This is a genomic window from Amycolatopsis ruanii, from assembly GCF_003385175.1.
Taxonomy (GTDB): Bacteria; Actinomycetota; Actinomycetes; order Mycobacteriales; family Pseudonocardiaceae; genus Amycolatopsis_E; species Amycolatopsis_E thermalba.
Window position 1 is genome coordinate 140,020 of sequence record NZ_PQHY01000005.1, and the last position, 17,309, is coordinate 157,328.

The 17,309-nt window shown below is 70.8% G+C and carries 17 protein-coding genes and 1 tRNA gene; 11 read left to right on the forward strand and 7 right to left on the reverse strand.

What is annotated here, in order from left to right; genetic code table 11:
* Positions 1-9 precede the first annotated feature (9 nt).
* A complete protein-coding gene (gene wzm / locus D0D28_RS04495) occupies positions 10-963 on the reverse strand; it encodes a galactan export ABC transporter permease subunit Wzm/RfbD (RefSeq protein WP_116109849.1) in 954 nt (317 codons plus the stop codon).
* Between the two features lie 139 nt (positions 964-1,102).
* On the opposite strand from wzm, the gene D0D28_RS04500 reads away from it, so the two are divergent.
* Genes D0D28_RS04500 through D0D28_RS04520 form a run of 5 tightly spaced genes read left to right on the forward strand, consistent with a single transcriptional unit; the run spans position 1,103 to position 5,933 of the window.
* Positions 1,103-2,296, forward strand: coding sequence for an acylneuraminate cytidylyltransferase (locus D0D28_RS04500; protein ID WP_240323092.1), 1,194 nt, complete (start codon positions 1,103-1,105; stop codon positions 2,294-2,296).
* On the forward strand, positions 2,293-3,159 hold the full coding sequence (locus tag D0D28_RS04505) for an N-acetylneuraminate synthase family protein (RefSeq protein WP_094003574.1): 867 nt from the start codon (positions 2,293-2,295) through the stop codon (positions 3,157-3,159). Before D0D28_RS04500 ends, D0D28_RS04505 begins: the two co-directional genes overlap by 4 nt.
* Before the next feature lie 36 nt (positions 3,160-3,195).
* Positions 3,196-3,879 (forward strand): hypothetical protein, encoded by a 684-nt coding sequence (locus tag D0D28_RS04510; protein WP_233157061.1) that lies wholly within the window; start codon positions 3,196-3,198, stop codon positions 3,877-3,879.
* Positions 3,876-4,313: a hypothetical protein gene (locus D0D28_RS04515; RefSeq protein WP_116109822.1), complete on the forward strand. Its 438-nt coding sequence runs from the start codon at positions 3,876-3,878 to the stop codon at positions 4,311-4,313. The genes D0D28_RS04510 and D0D28_RS04515 overlap by 4 nt, the downstream gene beginning before the upstream one ends.
* Positions 4,314-5,933 (forward strand): hypothetical protein, encoded by a 1,620-nt coding sequence (locus D0D28_RS04520; protein ID WP_162830973.1) that lies wholly within the window; start codon positions 4,314-4,316, stop codon positions 5,931-5,933.
* A 91-nt stretch (positions 5,934-6,024) separates the two neighbouring features.
* Here the strand turns inward: D0D28_RS04520 and D0D28_RS04525 are convergent, their stop codons facing one another.
* On the reverse strand, positions 6,025-6,579 hold the full coding sequence (locus D0D28_RS04525; protein ID WP_094003577.1) for a bacterial proteasome activator family protein: 555 nt from the start codon (positions 6,577-6,579) through the stop codon (positions 6,025-6,027).
* 123 nt (positions 6,580-6,702) lie between these two features.
* Between D0D28_RS04525 and D0D28_RS04530 the strand changes: the two genes are divergently transcribed.
* A complete protein-coding gene (locus D0D28_RS04530) occupies positions 6,703-7,902 on the forward strand; it encodes a cysteine desulfurase-like protein (protein WP_116109824.1) in 1,200 nt (399 codons plus the stop codon).
* On the opposite strand, the gene D0D28_RS04535 is transcribed toward D0D28_RS04530, so the two are convergent.
* Positions 7,899-8,876 carry an NAD(P)H-quinone oxidoreductase gene (locus D0D28_RS04535; protein ID WP_116109825.1) on the reverse strand — a complete coding sequence of 326 codons (978 nt, stop codon included), beginning with the start codon at positions 8,874-8,876 and terminating at the stop codon, positions 7,899-7,901. The two genes, D0D28_RS04530 and D0D28_RS04535, sit on opposite strands and share 4 nt — an antisense overlap.
* Positions 8,877-8,951: 75 nt before the next feature.
* Here D0D28_RS04535 and D0D28_RS04540 point away from each other — a divergent pair, with 75 nt between their 5' ends.
* Positions 8,952-10,436 carry a M28 family metallopeptidase gene (locus D0D28_RS04540; protein WP_116109826.1) on the forward strand — a complete coding sequence of 495 codons (1,485 nt, stop codon included), beginning with the start codon at positions 8,952-8,954 and terminating at the stop codon, positions 10,434-10,436.
* Between the two features lie 465 nt (positions 10,437-10,901).
* On the opposite strand, the gene ypfJ is transcribed toward D0D28_RS04540, so the two are convergent.
* On the reverse strand, positions 10,902-11,813 hold the full coding sequence (gene ypfJ, locus D0D28_RS04545) for a KPN_02809 family neutral zinc metallopeptidase (protein ID WP_094003581.1): 912 nt from the start codon (positions 11,811-11,813) through the stop codon (positions 10,902-10,904).
* 475 nt (positions 11,814-12,288) lie between these two features.
* On the opposite strand from ypfJ, the gene D0D28_RS04555 reads away from it, so the two are divergent.
* The 3 genes from D0D28_RS04555 to D0D28_RS04565 all read left to right on the forward strand — a co-directional run bounded on the left by D0D28_RS04555 (position 12,289) and on the right by D0D28_RS04565 (position 13,803).
* Positions 12,289-12,753, forward strand: a complete 465-nt coding sequence (locus D0D28_RS04555; protein ID WP_094003583.1) for a MarR family winged helix-turn-helix transcriptional regulator — start codon at positions 12,289-12,291, stop codon at positions 12,751-12,753.
* Positions 12,754-12,773: 20 nt separating this feature from the next.
* Positions 12,774-12,858, forward strand: a tRNA-Ser gene (locus tag D0D28_RS04560).
* 183 nt (positions 12,859-13,041) lie between these two features.
* Positions 13,042-13,803: a methyltransferase domain-containing protein gene (locus D0D28_RS04565; RefSeq protein WP_094003584.1), complete on the forward strand. Its 762-nt coding sequence runs from the start codon at positions 13,042-13,044 to the stop codon at positions 13,801-13,803.
* 22 nt (positions 13,804-13,825) lie between these two features.
* Here D0D28_RS04565 and D0D28_RS04570 read toward each other — a convergent pair whose 3' ends face one another.
* From D0D28_RS04570 to D0D28_RS04580, 3 genes are all read right to left on the reverse strand, one after another.
* The gene (locus D0D28_RS04570) at positions 13,826-14,896 is read right to left on the reverse strand and encodes a hypothetical protein (protein ID WP_162830974.1); all 1,071 of its coding nucleotides are present in this window, start codon (positions 14,894-14,896) and stop codon (positions 13,826-13,828) included.
* Positions 14,893-16,086, reverse strand: a complete 1,194-nt coding sequence (locus D0D28_RS04575) for a hypothetical protein (protein ID WP_240323093.1) — start codon at positions 16,084-16,086, stop codon at positions 14,893-14,895. The genes D0D28_RS04570 and D0D28_RS04575 overlap by 4 nt, the downstream gene beginning before the upstream one ends.
* Before the next feature lie 84 nt (positions 16,087-16,170).
* Positions 16,171-16,947 (reverse strand): FadR/GntR family transcriptional regulator, encoded by a 777-nt coding sequence (locus D0D28_RS04580; RefSeq protein ID WP_116109828.1) that lies wholly within the window; start codon positions 16,945-16,947, stop codon positions 16,171-16,173.
* A gap of 118 nt (positions 16,948-17,065) precedes the next feature.
* Here D0D28_RS04580 and D0D28_RS35480 point away from each other — a divergent pair, with 118 nt between their 5' ends.
* Positions 17,066-17,302 (forward strand): hypothetical protein, encoded by a 237-nt coding sequence (locus tag D0D28_RS35480; RefSeq protein ID WP_162830969.1) that lies wholly within the window; start codon positions 17,066-17,068, stop codon positions 17,300-17,302.
* The last annotated feature ends 7 nt before the right edge of the window (positions 17,303-17,309 follow it).

The window sequence follows — 17,309 nt, forward strand, 5'->3', positions numbered from 1 at the left end:
TGGTCGTTCTCACACCCAGTAGGAGACGCGGGACCGGTAGTTGCGCATGGCGACGAGCGCGAGCAGCCAGCCCACGATCGTCATGCCACCCACGGCGACCCAGCTCCACGGGCTGACGGCCTGCCCGATCAGCGGCGCCCGCAGGATCTGGACGAAGTGGTAGATGGGGTTCAGCTTGATGATCGGCTCCGCCCAGCTGACGCTGTCCCGCGCTCCGCCCGCGGTGAGCTGGTCGATCGGCCACACGATCGGGGTCAGGTAGAACAGCAGCTGGACCAGGGAGTTGATCACCTGCGGGATGTCCCGGTACCGCGTCGAGATGATGCCCGCGAGCAGTGTCACCCAGACCCCGTTGAAGGCCAGCAGGAAGAACGCCGGGATCGCGGTCAGGGTGTACCAGCCCAGGCCGGGGTGGCAGATCCCCTCACCGTCGCAGACTCCCTTGGAGAGTCCGTACTCGTGGTTCAGGCTGCCGAAGAAGATCCCCACCACGAGCACGACGACGATCAGGTTGTGCGCGAACATCAGCGTCTGCCGCCACACCGTGCGCAGCGCGTACACCGTCAACGGGGCGCGGATCTGCTTGATCAGACCCTCGTTGGAGATGAACGTCTCCATGCCCTCGAGCAGGCAGCCGTTGATGAAGTTCCAGACGACGAAACCCACCGTGATGTAGGGCAGGAACGTCTGGATGTGCATGCCGAAGAGCTGCGAGTAGAGCAGCCCGAGGCCGAGCGCGATGACGCCCTGGCTGATGGTGATCCAGAACGGGCCGATCACCGACCGGCGGTAGCGCTGCTTGATGTCCTGCCAGCCGAGGTGGCTCCACAGTTCGCGCTGGCGGAGGGCTTCCTTGATGTCGCCGAACGCGCGCCCGAACGTCCGGCTGTCCGACAAGGGCGGAAGCTCAGCCGGGCGGTCGAGATCGTCGCTGGTCTGCTGGACCGTGCTGGTGGCTTGCACGGGACCTAGCGTAGCGAGCGGGACACACGCACTCCGGGCAGGGCGGAGACGTCCGGTTTGGCTGATCATCGCCGGAAATCACGCTGTGCAACGGCGCGTGACGGCAGCGTGCACAGGATCGTCACGTACCCTCGCCCCCGTGCCTGAGACCCCGAAGACCCGCGTGCTGGCGGTCGTCCCGGCCAGGGGCGGCTCCAAGGGCGTACCGGGCAAGAACCTCGCGCAGGTCGGCGACGCCCCGCTGATCGCCAGGGCGATCCGCTCGCTGGCCGCCGCGGCCCGCGTCGACCAGGTCGTGGTGAGCACGGACAGTGGCGACATCGGCGCCGTCGCCAGGGCCGGTGGCGCCACGGTCCTGCCCCGCCCGCCGGAGCTGTCCGGTGACTCGGTCAGCTCCGAGGCCGTCCTCCGCCACGTGCTGGACGAGATGCGCGACACGGCCGACGGCGAACCGGACGTGGTGCTGCTGGTGCAGTGCACCTCGCCGTTCATCGCGCCGGAGACCGTGGACAACGTGATCTCGCTGATCGTCGACGGCGGCTGGGACTGCGCGTTCACCGCGGTGCGGGTGCACGAGTTCCTGTGGCGCCGGGACACCACGGGCGGCGCGCTGGCGGTCAACCACGACGCCTCGTTCCGGCCGCGACGGCAGGACCGCGAGCCGGAGTACCGCGAGACCGGCGCCGTCTACGGCATGCGCGCGCCCGGCTTCCGCGCCGCCGGCCACCGTTTCTTCGGCCGGATCGGCCTGGTGGAGACCCCCGCCGAGCACGCCGTGGAGATCGACACCCCCGAGGACCTGGCGATCGCCCGCGCGCTGGCCGCCGTCATCGACCCGCCGCCGCACACCGGCATCGACGTGGACGCCGTGGTCACCGACTTCGACGGGGTGCACACCGACGACACCGCGATCGTCCTGCAGGACGGCACCGAGGGGGTCGTGGTCAGCCGTTCCGACGGGGCGGGCGCGGCCCGGCTCAAGGCCGCCGGGATCCCGCTGATGATCCTGTCGGTCGAGCAGAACCCGGTGGTCGCCGCCCGGGCCCGCAAGCTCGGCGCGGCGGTGCTGCACGGGGTGGGGGACAAGGCCGCCGTGCTCAAGACCTGGCTCGCCGAGCAGCGGCTCGACCCGGTGCGCGTCGCCTACGTCGGCAACGACCTGCGCGACCTGGAGTGCATGGCCCTGGTGGGCTGGCCGGTCGCGGTCGCCGACGCGCTGCCGGAGGTCCGCCGCGCCGCCCGGCTCGTGCTGCGCCGCGCGGGACGCGCGGGTGCGGTGCGCGAGCTGACCGATCTGGTCCTGGACGCCGTCGAACGGAGGAACAACCGGTGAGTGCCGTGCGGATCGGGGACCGCGAGGTCGGTCCCGGCCGGCCCGTCTACACGGTCGCGGAGATCGGGATCAACCACAACGGCGACGTGGACATCGCCAAGCGGCTGATCGAGATCGCGGCGCGGGTGGGCGCGGACGCGGTGAAGTTCCAGAAGCGGACCCCGGAGATCGCGACCCCGCCGGACATGCGCGACACGCGCCGCGAGACGCCGTGGGGCGAGATGACCTACCTCGACTACCGGCACCGGGTCGAGTTCGGGCTCGACGAGTACCAGGAGATCGACCGGTACTGCGCCGAGCAGGGCATCGCCTGGTTCGCCTCGCCGTGGGACGTGCCGAGCGTGGACTTCCTGGAGAAGTTCGACGTGGTGTGCCACAAGGTCGCGTCCGCCTCGGTGACCGACCGCGAGCTGCTCACCGCGCTGCGCGACACCGGCCGCCCGGTGATCCTGTCCACCGGCATGTCCACGATGGCCGAGATCGACGCGGCGGTCGAGCTGCTGGGCACCGACCGGCTGGTGCTGCTGCACGCCACCTCGACCTACCCGTGCCCGCCGGAGGAGGCGAACCTGCGCACGATCCACACGCTCGCCGAGCGCTTCGGCGTGCCGGTGGGCTACTCCGGGCACGAGCGCGGCCTGCAGGTCTCGATCGCCGCCGTCGCGCTGGGGGCGTGCGTCGTGGAGCGGCACGTGACGCTGGACCGCACGATGTGGGGATCGGACCAGGCCGCCTCGCTGGAACCGGACGGGCTGCGCCGGCTGGTGCGGGACATCCGGGCCGTGGAAACCGCCCTCGGCGACGGGGTCAAGCGGGTCTTCCCAGGTGAAGAGGCTCCGCGTCGCCGACTCCGGCGAACGTAGCTAGAGTCGTCGCCTCGACGACGAAGGGTGATTGCCGTGTACCTCGCCGAGACCGTCTCCGAGACGGCCGCGGTCGGGACGGAGCGGGACACGCTCCGCGACCTGCTGACCGCCTACGGCCGCGGCGGGCGGGTGGAAACCCTGACCGTGGTCGGGAACGCGCCGATGCCGCCGTCGCGGGAACGGGCCGCGTCGATCGACGACAGCGACCTGGTCGTGCGGATGACCACGTTCGCGCTCGACGAGCCCGGGGGCGAGCCGGGCTACGGGCGCCGGACCGACGTCGTGGTGCTGCACCGGGGCGTGGTGGCCAGCCCGCACACCTTCGCCGACTACACCTCGCGCCTGTACCTGCTGGCCGAGCCGGGGCGGATGCACTGGGAGCCGGCGAACATCCCGGACTGGTGGCCGGCCGACCTGGGCTTCGTGCCGATCCCGAACCGCCCCTACGTGGTGCCGCTGAGCCGGGCTCTCGGGCTGGACACCGCGTCGGCGACCTGGGCGACCACCGGCACGCTGACCGCGTACCTGGCCGTGACCCTGTTCCCCGCGGCGAAGATCCGGCTGGCCGGGTTCTCGATCGTCGACGAGCCGGAGCAGACTTCGTTCGCCCACGCCTGGGGCGAGGACGTGAAGGTGACCGGGGACCACCGGTTGCACGCCGAATCCGCGTTGCTGCGCTCGTGGCGCGACGCGGGCCGAATCGAGGTGGTGCCGTGAACGCCGCGAAGAAACTGGTCAAGGCCGCCGGCTTCCCGGTGTGGAAGCGGCTGCGGTGGCGGATCGAGCAGGTCACCGACGAGCGGTTCGGGCCGCGGCTCGACCACCTGCACGCGGAGCTGGACGGGCTGCGCGGCGAGCTGCGTGAGCTGCGGGACGGGGTGACCGGCCGCTGCGACGAGCTGGCCGGGCACCACCGCTGGCACGACGACGAGCTGCGCCGCCTGGCCGCGCACGTGGCCGGGCTGGACAGCAGGCTGGCCGGGCTGGAGCGCCCGGCCACCGACGGCAGCGCGCCGGTGTCGGCGGTCGAGGAGGTCCGCGCCGAGCACGCGCGCGTCCGGGCCCGGCTGTCCGCGGTGGCCAGGTACGAGGAGCGGCTGGCGCGGCTCGAGGAGGCGCTGTCGGTGCGCGTCGAGAGAGCGGGCGAGTAGATGACGGCCACCCATCCCGTCCGCGAACGGGCACGTCGTAAACCGATCCGGGGATGGGTGTGGGCGGCGGTCGCGGCGCTGCCGGTGGCGCTGACCGCCTCCTGGATCGGGCTCGGCCACGACGTCCGCTACGTGCTGGGCGGGTTGGACGTCAGCCCGTTCGGCGCGACCGGGACGTTCGTGCACCGGCCGCTGGCCTACCGCTGGCTGGCCGAGGGACTGAGCGTGTTCGACGTCGGTTCGGTCGGCGTCGGTGAGGGGCTGATCCGGCTGGTCGCGCTGGCCTTCGTCGCCGGTGCGGCCTGGTGGCTGCGGGCCGGGCTGCGGCAGCGGCTGCCGTCGGGGGAGGCGTCCGCGGTGGCCGCGGCGGTCGGGCTGGCCCTGGCGCTGGCGCCGAACTGGGACTTCCTGCAGCCGGAGTGGGTGGCGGCCCTGTTCGGCGTGGCCGCGATCGGGGCCGCGCTGCGGACGTCCAGCGTGCTCGGCGGGCTGCTGCTGGCGCTGGCGGTGCTGGTCAAGTACACGACCCTGCCGACCGCGTTGATCGCGCTCGGCGTGATCGCCGTGCTGGACCGGCGGCGCGCCCTGGTCGCCGGGGTCACCGCCGTGGTGTCCGGGTTCGCGTTGTTCGGGCTGAGCCTGCTCGCGCCGCGGGAATGGCGGTGGCTGCGCGAGGCGTGGCTGCTCGACGAGGGCGTGGCCCGGGACTTCGGCGCGGTGGTGAAGTTCGCGGCCAACGAAGCCATGCTCGTGCCGCTGGTCGCGCTGCTGCCGGCGAGCCTGGTGGTGCTGGTGCGCGTGTCGCGGCGGCGGTGGGCCTGGCCGGTCCTCACGGTGCTCGCGCTGGCGCTCGTGCTGGGCGCGGCGGTGATCCAGGGGCAGTGGTTCCAGTACCACCTGGCCGCGTGGGTCCCGTTGGCCGCCGGGTTGTGGGCGCTGGCCGTGGCGCGCTGGACGCTGGTGCACGGGCGGCCGCCGTGGACGCTGGTCGGGGCGACGGTCGTGGTCCTGTTCGCCGCGCGGGTGTGCCTGGGCGCGTCGTTCGACTGGCGCTCCGGCCACGGCGCGCTCGCGTACGGGCTGCTCGCCGGCCTGGTGGTCGTGGCGATGCTGGCCTGCGCGGTCGAGCCCGGCCGCGGCGGGCGGCAGCTGCTGTCGGTGCCGGTGCTGGTCGGGGTGCTCGCGCTGACGGTGCCCATCCTGCCGACGACGCCGTACTCGTTCGACGGCGTCCACGCCGACTACACCAACGCCGGCCGGGTGGCGATCGAGCACAAGTTCACCGAGGAGATGCTGGCCGTCCGGGACCGCATCGGCGCCGACACCCCGGTGGTCTACCTGGCCTTCGGCGACATCGCCTACTTCATGGGCAACCCGACGCCGTGCCGCTACCCGTCGCCGGCCTACCTGCGGCGCGGCACCTACCTGCCGTCGCTGCGGGACACGGCGAGCTACTCGGAGAACGCCGCCTGCCTGTCCGATCCGTCCGTGGCGTACGTCGTGATCCAGCCGCTGTGGATCGACGCCGCTGAGCTGCCACCGGGCCTGATCGACACCCGGTTCGACTGCTCACGGCCCCTCACGAACGACGACGTGGTGGTCTGCCCCCGCACCCGCTGACGCGAGTCCCACGCTCCCGCGCGCGAGTCCCACGCTCAGCGCGCCGAGTTCTGCGTTCCGGCGCGCGAGTCCCACACTCGCGCGCCGGCACTCACAGGTACTGACCCGTCCCGCTGATCCCCGGCGCCTGGCCCTCCTGGCCGCCGCGCCCGGCGGGCAGCCCGCGGCGCATCTGCTCCAGCTGCACCCGCGCGGCCATCTGCTGCGCGAACAGCGCCGTCTGGATGCCGTGGAACAGGCCCTCCAGCCAGCCGACGAGCTGAGCCTGGGCGATGCGCAGCTCGGCGTCCGACGGGGTGGTGCCGTCGGTGAACGGCTTGACCAGCCGCTCCAGCTCGCTCTGCAGCTCCGGCGCCAGCGCCTGTTCCAGCTCCTTCACGGACGTCTGGTGGATCTCGCGCAGCCGGTCGCGGCTCGCGTCGTCCAGCGGCGCGGCCCGCACCTCCTCCAGCAGTTGCTTGATCATCGTGCCGATCCGCATGACCTTCGCCGGCTCTTCGACGAGGTCACCGACCGACTCCTGCTGCTCGTCGTCCTTGTTCGGGATTCGCGCCGTCCCCACCGGCGAGCCGTCCGGCCCCACCACGACCACGCGGTGCGGCTGCTCGTCGGGCGAGGGTGACTCGGAAAACCTCGGTTCCGTCATTGCTCCATCCTGGCTGGTCCGGCAACGCCGCTGTGTTCGAGCCTAGCGGTCGCGCACGCCCGCGGTCGGCGACAGCCCAACCCCGGACGCATTGCGAAACTACCCCTCCGTACGGTGTTGTCCATGGCGTTCGACGTCGCTCGAATTCGTGGGTTGTTCCCCGCGCTGGGTGACGGCTGGATCCACTTCGACGGCCCTGCCGGAATGCTGGTACCCGAACAGGTGGCCTCGGCCGTGTCGACGGCGATGCGTGCCCCGGTCTCCGGCCCGGGTGGCGCGTTCCCGGCGTCCCAGCGCGCGGAGAGCATCGTGACCGCGGCCAGGCGGGCGGTGGCCGATCTCGTCGGTGCCGATCCGGCCGGTGTCGTGCTGGGTTCGAGCGCGGCGGTGCTGCTGCGTCGACTTGTCGACGTGCTTTCGGAGCGCTGGACCCTGGGCGACGAGGTGGTGGTCTCGCGCCTGGACGAGCAGACCAACATCGCGCCCTGGACGCACGGCGCGAAACGCGTGGGCGCGGTCGTGCGCTGGGCCGAGATCGACATCGAGAACTGCGAGCTGCCGGCCTGGCAGTACGAGAACCTGGTCAACGCCCGCACGAAAGCCGTCGCCGTCACCGCCGCCTCCGGCTCGGTCGGCACCCGGCCCGACGTGCCGACGATCGCCGAGTTCGCCAAGCGCGTCGGCGCGCTGGTGGTCGTCGACGCCACCGCCGCGGCGGCGTTCCTGCCGCTCGACATGAACGCCCTCGGCGCGGACGTGCTCGTGGTGTCCGCGCAGGCCTGGGGCGGCCCGGCCGTCGGCGCGCTCGTCTTCCGCGACCCCGACCTGCTGGAACGACTGCCGTCCACGTCGCTCGACCCGGGCGCCCGCGGCCCGGCCCGGCTGGAGCTGGGCCCGCACGCGTACCCGCTGCTGGCCGGGCTGATCGCGTCCATCGACTACCTCGCCGGCCTGGACGACGCGGCCACCGGCTCCCGCCGCGAACGGCTGGTGACCTCGCTCGGCTCGGCGAAGTCGTACCACGCCGGGCTGCTCGCCCAGCTCAGCACGGAACTGCGCGCGCTGCGGCACGTCATGGTCATCGGCGACGCGATGCGCCGCATCCCCGCGCTGGCGTTCACGGTCATGGGCAAGAAGGCGCCGGAGGTCGCGGAGTACCTTGCCGCGCAGGGCCTGTGCGCGTTCGCCGACCTCGGCACCAGCGGCGTGTTCGCCGCGCTCGGCGTCGGAGAGGTGGGCGGCGCGGTCCGGATAGCGCTCGCCCACTACTCCAACGTCTTCGAGGTCAACCAGCTGGTGCGGGTACTGGACGAGCTGCGCTAGCCGCGGACCGAGAGCAGTACCTTGCCGAACACGCCGCCCTCCTCGAGGGCCTGGTGCGCCTTGGCGGCCTCGGACATCGGCACGACCTGACCGATCACCGGCCGGACCGTGCCCTCGGCGACCAGCGGCCACAGCCTTTCCCGCACGTCGGCGACGATCCGGGCCTTGTCGTCCACCGGCCGCGCCCGCAGCGTGGTCCCGGCGACGCTGGCGCGCTTGGCCATCAGCTTGCCGATGTTCAGCTCGCCCTTGACACCGCCCTGCATCCCGATGATCACCAGGCGGCCGCCGGTCTTCAGGGCGCTGACGTTGCGGTCCAGGTACTTCGCGCCCATGTTGTCGAGGATGACGTCGGCGCCGCCGGTCTCGTCGCGCAACACCTCGACGAAGTCCTGCTCCTTGTAGTTGATCGCGAGGTCCGCGCCGAGCTGGCGGCAGCGGTCCAGCCGGTCGGCCGAGCCCGCGGTGACCGCGACCGTCGCGCCCAGGGCCTTGCCGACCTGGATCGCGTGGGTGCCGATGCCACCGGCGCCGCCGTGCACGAGCAGCACCTCGCCCTCGGCCAGGTGCGCGTGCATGACCACGTTCGACCACACGGTGCAGGCGACCTCGGGCAGGCCGGCGCTGGTGATGAGGTCGACCTCGCCGGGGACGGGCAGCAGCTGCCCGGCGGGCACGACGACGCGTTCGGCGTAACCGCCGCCGGCGAGCAGCGCGCACACCTCGTCGCCGACCTGCCAGCCGTCGACGCCCTCGCCCAGCTGGGCGACCGTGCCCGAGCACTCGAGCCCGAGGATGTCGCTCGCCCCGGGCGGCGGCGGGTAGTTGCCCTGGCGCTGCAGCAGATCGGCCCGGTTCACCGCGCTCGCGGCGACGTCGAGGAGCACCTCACCGGGGCCGGGCCGCGGATCGGGGACCTCGACCCACTCGAGGTTGTCCGGGCCGCCGGGTTCACGGAGCTTGATCGCATGCATGTGCCCGACCCTATTGCCGGGGTACACCGAATGCACGATTGACCTCGGCGCGAATCGGGACAACAGTGACTCCTCATGTCACTTCGGCCAAAGAGACCCTTTGCCGCCCTGGTGCTGACCGCCGCATTCGCGACGGCCGCCACCCCGGCCGCGATCGCAGCCCCGTCCCCGCTACCCGACCAGCTCGTCGCGAAGACCGACGTGGGTGCCATCAACCGGCACCTGATCGCGTTGCAACGCATCGCCGACCGCAACGACGGCAACCGCGCCGCCGGAACCGGCGGGCACGCCGAGTCCGCCGAGTACATCGCCGGCAAGCTGGAAGCCGCCGGGTATTCGGTGACGCGGCAGGAGTTCCCGTTCACCTACACGGAAACGATCGCGGAAAAGCTGACGGTGAACGGCGCCGACGTGCCGATCACCGTGATGACGTATTCGGCGTCGACGCCGGCGGGCGGGATCACCGCGCCGCTGGCCGTGGTCCCGGTGGACGCCACGCCCGGTTGTGAGGCGTCGGATTATGCCGGTGTCGCGGGCAAGATCGTCCTGGTGCCGCGCGGTTCCTGCCCGTTCGCGCAGAAGCAGGCGGCCGCGGCGGACGCGGGCGCGATCGGCGCGGTCATCTACAACAACGTGGCCGGTCCGCTGAACGGCACCCTCGGTGACCCGGCGGCCGCGCGCATCCCGACGGGTGGCATCTCCCAGGCGGACGGGCAGGCGCTGTCCGGGCTGAACGGTGCCACGGTGACGCTGGACCTGCGCGAGTTCCGGGAGGAGCGCACGTCCTACAACGTGATCGCCGAGACGAAGACCGGTCGCAAGGACAACGTCGTGATGGCCGGCGCGCACCTGGACAGCGTGCCGGAGGGGCCGGGCATCAACGACAACGGCACGGGTTCGGCGGCGTTGCTGGAGATCGCGTTGCAGCTCGGCGGAAAGCCGAAGGTGGAGAACGCGGTGCGGTTCGGGTGGTGGAGCGCGGAGGAGTTCGGGCTGGTCGGCTCGACGTACTACGTGGATTCGCTGAGTTTCGAGCAGCAGCTGGACATCGCGTTGTACCTGAATTTCGACATGATCGGTTCGCCGAACGCGGGGTACTTCGCTTATGACGGCGACAATTCCGACGGTGTGGGCGCCGGCCCGGGCCCGTACGGTTCGGCGCAGATCGAGGCCGAGTTGGCTGGGTATCTGAATGGTCGCGGCGTGCCGACGGAGGGCAAGGACTTCGACGGCCGGTCGGATTACGGCGAGTTCATCGCGGTCGGGATCCCGGCGGGTGGCCTGTTCACGGGCGCGGAGGGCGTGAAGACGCCGGAGCAGGCCGCGAAGTGGGGCGGCCAGGCGGGCGTCGCGTACGACCCGTGCTACCACCAGGCGTGCGACAACCTGGGGAACGTCGACCGGGTGGCGCTGGACCGCAACGCGGACGCGGTCGCGTGGACGCTGGGCAGGTTCGCGCTGAGCACGGAGTCCGTGAACGGAGTCAAGCCCGGCACGGCGGCGGTGAAGCCACACCGCACCCCGGCGGCGACCAAGGCGGCGGAGCTGGCGGTGGCTTGAGGTTCTCGGGTGGGCGCCACTCCACGGGCGGCGCCCACCCGGAGTGCCTCTCACCTGCCGGGCTGCTTGCACCCTGCCCCGCCTGCGCTGCTTGCTCGCGTTGCCCGCCTGCACTGGCCTGCCTCGATGGCGATTCCCTCATGCACCCGCCGAGCGCTAGCGTTCTCCTCTGCGGCGGCTTGTCTCCCACGAAAGTCCCACTCGCTGACGCGCGAGTGGCCCACTCGGTCGCGCGCGAGTGGCCCACCGGCACGGCGATGGTTCACTCCGCGAGATTCGTGTTCGCGGAACTACGAGATGCCCATTCGCCGGTCCACGAAAATCCCACCCGCTGACGCGCGAGTGGCCCACCCGCCGCAAAAGGTCTGCCCACCGCGTGAAAGTCCCACTCACTCCCGCGCGAAAGTCCCGCTCGCTCCCGCACGAACGGTCCACTCCCCCCCCCGCACGAACGGTCCACCCGCGTCACCCGAGGTTGTTCGTTCCGAAGGTGTCGCACCGCGCCGGGTCGCCGGTCTGGAGCCCCGTCGTGAACCACCGCTCCCGCTGGGCTGACGTGCCGTGCGAGAACTGCGATTCGTCCACCTGCCCGCCGCCGAGGTGGGACTGGATGTAGTCGTCGCCGATGCGGGACGCGGTGTCCAGCGCGCGGTCGATGTCGTCCTGCGTGATCTCACTGATCAGCGGCCGCCCGGTCGACGACGGCGTGGTCGTCGCGTGGTTGGCCCACACCCCGGCGTAGCAGTCGGCCTGCAGTTCGAGCCGCACCGAACCCGAGGTCGGCCCCGTCTCGTTGCCGACCCGGCGGGACGTGCCGAGCTGGTTCTGCACGTGGTGGCCGTACTCGTGCGCCAGCACGTACGCCTCGGCGAACGTGCCGCCCTCCGCGCCGAACCGGGTGCGCAGTTCGTCGTAGAAGGACAGGTCGATGTAGACCTCGGAGTCGGCCGGGCAGTAGAACGGGCCGACGTCGGAGGTCGCGCTGCCGCACCCGGTGCGCACGCCGCCGCTGAAGAAGTTCGTCTGCGCGGCGCGGTACGTGCGGCCGGAGCGGGCGAACTGGTCGCTCCAGTAGTCCTGGATGGAGTTCACGATGGCGACGATCGCGCAGTCGTGATTGGAATTGGCGTCCGCGCCGGTGCGGCATTCCTGCGCCAGCGAGCCGTTGCTGACCTGCTCGCCGGAGCCGAGTTCGCCCAGGCCGCCCACGCCGCTCGGGCTGACCCCGCCGATCTGGGAGAGCACGAAGTAGATGATCACGCCGACGACGCCGAGCCCACCGCCGCCGAGCGCGACCCGGCTCCCGATGCCCCCACCGCCGCCGCGGAGGTCGTCGACCTCGGACGTGTCCAGCCCGGCGCCTTCGTCAAACCTCACCGCGTCTCCCTCACACAAGCCTGGGTGCGGACTCCGCGAGTCCGCACCCAGGATTACCGAGGTTGTCAATTGTAATCAGCGGCTGACCACGTCGCGGGCCGGCGAGGAGCTCTGCTGTGCGGACACGGAGACCGCACTGAGGCAGGCTCGAAATCGCCGTGGTGCGCAAGCGATGGTCGAGGCGCATCGAGATGGAAACCCGTTGCTGCTCACAGTCACAGCCGGACTGGGTTCACCGCATCCCGGCTGTGGGTCCACAGCTGTATCCGGTAGTCAACCGCGAGGAACTTCTCGTCATTGAACCACCTGACCCTCTCCCGGCGGACGGCTCGATGGACCGCACCCGGGTAGTGCGTCCCTGGACCGGTGACCGATCCGCCGTTGCCCTCAAGCATGCGCCTGCGCGGGCGAATCCTCAACCGGAGCGTCGTCCCTCGTTGGTTGGTAATCGCGGTTCCGGGCTACTGTTCGGTACATGGCTGAGGTGCGCTGGCTGAGCGAGCCGGAGATGTCGGCGTGGCGCGCGTACGTCGTCGCCACGCTGCGGCTCCGCCAGCGGCTGCACCGCGAACTGGCGGCCGCGCACGACGTGTCGCTGACCGACTACGAGGTCCTCGTGTGCCTGGAGATGGCGCCGGAGCGGCGGATGCGGATGTCGGAGCTGGCGGCCATGATCGGTTCCACGAAGAGCCGCCTGTCGCACCAGATAGCGCGCATGGAAGCCGCCGGCCTGGCCCGGCGGGCACCCGACCCGGACGACAAGCGCGGCGTGGTGGCCGAACTGACCCCCGGCGGAGAGGCCCTGCTGAAAGAAGCCGCGCCGACGCACGTCGAGGGCGTCCGGGCCCACCTGATCGATCTGATGACCCCCGAGGAGCAGGCGGTGCTCGCCAGGGTCTTCTCCCGGGTCGACGAACACCTCGAGGGCCTGGGCGGCTGAGCCGCTACCCTGAGGCCCAGGGAAGCGTGGCAGAGCGGCCGAATGCACTCGCCTTGAAAGCGAGCGTCGGGAAACCGACCGGGGGTTCAAATCCCTCCGCTTCCGCGCCGTTGACCAGGGCGGATGCCGGGCGGGGCAGACGCACTCGCCCGGCAACCGCCCCGTGAGGCGACCTTCCGGAGTCGTTCCTCGGCTGAGCGAAACTCGCGCGCGCCGTCTGCCGGCCGTCTGCCAGGAAAGGGACGATCGGCAGCTGGGCCGACCACAGTCGACCGGAAAGGCGGTGCCGTGCGCTCCTTCGCCGAACTGGTGCGCGAGGCGGAATCGGCGCCCGTCGAGGGCTGGGACTTCTCCTGGCTCGACGGGCGGGCGACCGAGCAACGACCGTCCTGGGGCTACCAGCGGCTGCTGGGGCAGCGGCTGGCCGGTGTCGACGCGGCACTGGACCTGGAGACCGGCGGTGGCGAGGTGCTGGCCGGGGCGCGGGCCACCTTCCCGCCGCTGATGGTGGCGACCGAGTCGTGGCCGCCGAACCTCGCCAAGGCCGCCGGGCTCCTCCGCCCCCGTGGCGTGCACGTCGTCGCCCAGGGCGAGTCGCCGCCGCTGCCGTTCGCCGAAGCCGTCTTCGACCTCGTCACCAGCAGGCATCCGGTGGCGCCGTGGTGGGACGAGATCAGCCGGGTCCTGCGGCCCGGTGGCACGTACTTCGCCCAGCACGTCGGACCGGCCAGCGCCTTCGAACTCGTCGAGTACTTCCTCGGCCCCCTGGACCGGCGAACGCACCGGCTGCGGCACCCGGACGACGAACGCGCCGCGGCGGAGGCCGCCGGCCTGCGGGTCGTGGACCAGCGGCACGAGCGGCTCCGGATGGAGTTCTTCGACGTCGGCGCGGTGATCTACTTCCTCCGCAAGGTGGTGTGGATGGTGCCCGGCTTCACGGTCGAGACCTACCGCGACCGGCTACGCGAGCTGCACGACCAGATCACCGAGCGGGGCCCGTTCGTCGCACACGCCTCGCGGGTGCTGGTGGAGGCACGCAAACCGGCCTGAGCACAGGACGTTCCCCCGCGGCTCATTTCGCCGGCCGCCACAGCACGGCGACCCCGTGCCCGGGCAGCAGCCACGATTCGATGTCGAGCGTCGTCGGGGTGGTGGCCGGTAACCACTCCGCCACCGATGATCCCGACCGGAACGTGAACGGCACCGTCCGGAACTGCCACTCCGCCCGCCCGGCGACGTTCAGCGCTCCGGCGTTCACCCGCACCTGCTCCACGTAGCACGGAAACGGTGGCTGCCAGTAGCAGTAACCGTCGTTGACGTGCTGCGGCCCAGCGACCCGCACCTCGAGCCGTTCGATCGAGCGCACCGCCCGCCCCGCCAGCCGGCCGAGATCGCACTCGAACACGTGCAGCTTCGCGGACGGCAGGTCCAGCCGCCGCCGCAGTTCCGGCTTCAGGTACTGGCCGATGAGACGACCAGGCACTTCCCGCAGGTCGGGTTGCACCGGCGCTGAACTACGCGCGTTTCCTTCAGCGTCCAGGTAGTCGCACGCGATTCGCACCGAGGCCAGGGTGCGCGCGGCGGCTTCGTCGAACCCGGATCGGTCGGGGAAGAACCACAGATCGAACAGCGGCAGTTCGATCCCGGCGACGAGGGAGTCCCGGACCTCCGCGTCGGACGTCATGACCAGCACGAACTTGTTCGTCACCAGCGGCCGACGGAAGCGGTAGGTGCAGGTGTACCGCAGCTCGTACAGCTCGCCGCTCAGCGCGGTCAGTTCCAGGTCGACCTCGGTGTGCGTGCTCACCGCGAGGTGCCTGCCGAGCAGACCCGTCACGACGTCGTGGGTGGCGTCGTCGCGGCCGTAGATGGAGGAGAGCAGCACGTCGAGCAACTGCTTCGGCGCCATCGAGTCCACGATGCCCGGTCCGGACAGGCGGCGGAGGTCGTCCGACAACCGCCTGCGCAGTCCGCGCCGATAGCCGACGAGGACGACCGCGCACAGGCCCAGCAGCGTCCACGCCAGCGTCAGGACGGTGTGCGCGACGACCTGCCAGGTGGAGCTCGGTTCCCACAGCAGGACCGCGACCAGGGCGGCGACCGCGGCGACGGCCATCCCGAACGCCAGTTGTCCCCGCGTCACGGCAGCTCCCACTGGCCGCCGGGTCGCCACAGCAATGCCACGCCGTGCCCGAGAAGCAGCCAGGAGTGGACTTCGATCGTCGTCAGCTCGTCGGCCTTGAGCCACTTCTCCGAGATGTTTTCCGACCGGAACATGAACGGCGCCACCCGGAAGGCCCAGGTGCCCGTCCGGTCGACGTCCAGATCGGCCGCGTCGATCCGGATGCGGTCCACGTAGCACGGGTACGGGGCGTGCCAGTAGCAGTAGCCGTCGCCGATCTGCTGCAGGGTGGTGGACCGCAGTGTCAGGCGTTCGATCGACTGGACCTCGTGTTCGTCCTCGGCCAGATCGCTCAGATCGCACTCGAAGATCCGCAGGGCGCCCAGGTAGTCCCGGGTGCTCTGACGCCGCAGCGAGCCCATGTCCTCCCGGAAGAACGACAGGTAGTCGGCCCACCGGTCGTACTTGACCTCCCGGAGGCGCAGCTTGTCCGACGACGCCAGGTGGTGGTCGCCCCGGTCGTCCAGGTACTCGATCCCGAGCCGGACCGAGGGCAGCATGTCCTCCACCGAGTTCTGGAAGATGTCCTCGTCCGGGATGAACCACAGCTCGAACAGCGGCAGCTGGCAACCCGAGCTGATCGAGTCCCGCAGCAGCGTGCTGCAGGTGGCGAAGATGACGAACCGGTCCACCGCCACGTTCTTCTTGAAGCTGTAGGTCGTGGTGACCGTGAGGTGGTACTGCTCGTGGTCCACCGCGCGCAGTTCGAGATCCACCTCGGTGTGCGTGCTGACCGCGAGATCGGCGCCCATCGGACGCCGCCCTTCGCCACCGAGCACACCGACCAGCACGTCGCGGTTGGCTTCCTTCTCGCCGTAGACCGAGGTGAGGAAAGCGCCCATCACCTGCTGCGGAAGCAGTGCTTCGACGATGCGCGGCCCCGCGAGCCGCACGATCTCGGACAGCAGGCGGTGGTGGACGAACGCCTCGTAGCCGATGATCGTGAGGCCGGTGACGAGGAACCCGGGCGAGGCCGCGAGAAGGAACCGGTGCGCCGCGGCCACCCAGCCGCCGGACGACGGCCAGGTGAGGCCGACGATCAGGAGGACCAGGCCGACCGCGGTCAGCAGGAAGCCGAACCGGCTGGGGCGGCGGCCGGTTCCGGGAGGTGGAGAGCCGTCCCCGCCCCGGCCCGCGTCCCCAGTCGTCACTGCCTCTCCGCACGATCGAAGAACCATGATCGGCGGATGGCGGACCGGGACGATAGGCCCGATCGGATTAAATTCGGACCTGGCTCACCGGTTCTGCTGCCAGCTCGGTTCGTCCTCCAGCGCGTAGTTCGTCAAGCCGGCGCGCTCCTCGACGGGCATGCCGGTCTGGGCGGCCAGGTCGTTGTACAGACCGAGAAGGTGCGTGGTCATCGCCGCTCGTGCGCCGGCCTCGTCGCGCCGCCTGAGGAACCACGACACCTGGTTGTGGTCGTTCGCGGAGCGGACGTGCACCTCGGCGCTGCTGTAGCTGTTGCGGCGGTAGGACCGCAGCTGCGGCACGAGCGAGCGGTACAGCTGGTCGAGCAGCTCGTTGTGGCTGGCCCGCACCACGGCTGCGTGGAAGTCCTCGTCGGTCCGCAGCAGCTCGTCCTTGTCGTTGACCGAGGCGGCCTGGTGCAGCTTGGCGAGCTTGGCGATGTCGTCGAGTTCGCCCTGGCTCGCCCGCAGCGCGGCGAGACTGGCGGCCGTCGTCTCCAGCGCGATCCGGACCTCGAGCAGGTCGGAATCGCTCACGCGCCGGTCGAACCGCAACGGCTCGTCCCGTTCGGCCACGTCGGTGGAGCGCACGTACCAACCGCGTCCGCGCATGACCTCGACGACGCCCTGGAGTTGCAGGCGCTGCAGGGCGGTGCGCAGGGAACTGCGAGCCACAGCCATCTTCTGCGCCAGCTCGGGTTCGGTCGGGAGCCGGTCGCCGGCCCGGAACGTGCCGTTGGTGATGAGTGCCCTGATCTTGTCCTCGATCAGTTCGGGCAGGGGCTTGCGGGCGTTCGGTGAGAGAGCCCAGCTCTCGTCATCCATCGTCAACCTCTCGCCTTGCTCCACTGGGTGTCCCCGAGCATTCGTCGACCGTAACAAGAACTGATGCCAGACGCAAGTTGTCTGTCAACAAGTTGTCACTTGACAGACAACCTACAACATGGAGATCCTGGAGTTGCCGAAGCGGGGGCCGGATCCGTCGGGGCGACTCGGGCGGACACGAGTGGAGGTGTTGGCAGTGGGCTCGCAAAACCTTCTGATTGTCATCTTCTTGGTGGCCATGGCAGTCGTGTTGATCGGCTGGCGAACAGTGCTCGTGATGACCGTGACGGCCTGCTTCGTCCTGGCGGTCGTCGGTTTCGTGCAGGTCGTTTCCTTCCTGGGCAGCGGGGTCTGAGGGGAGG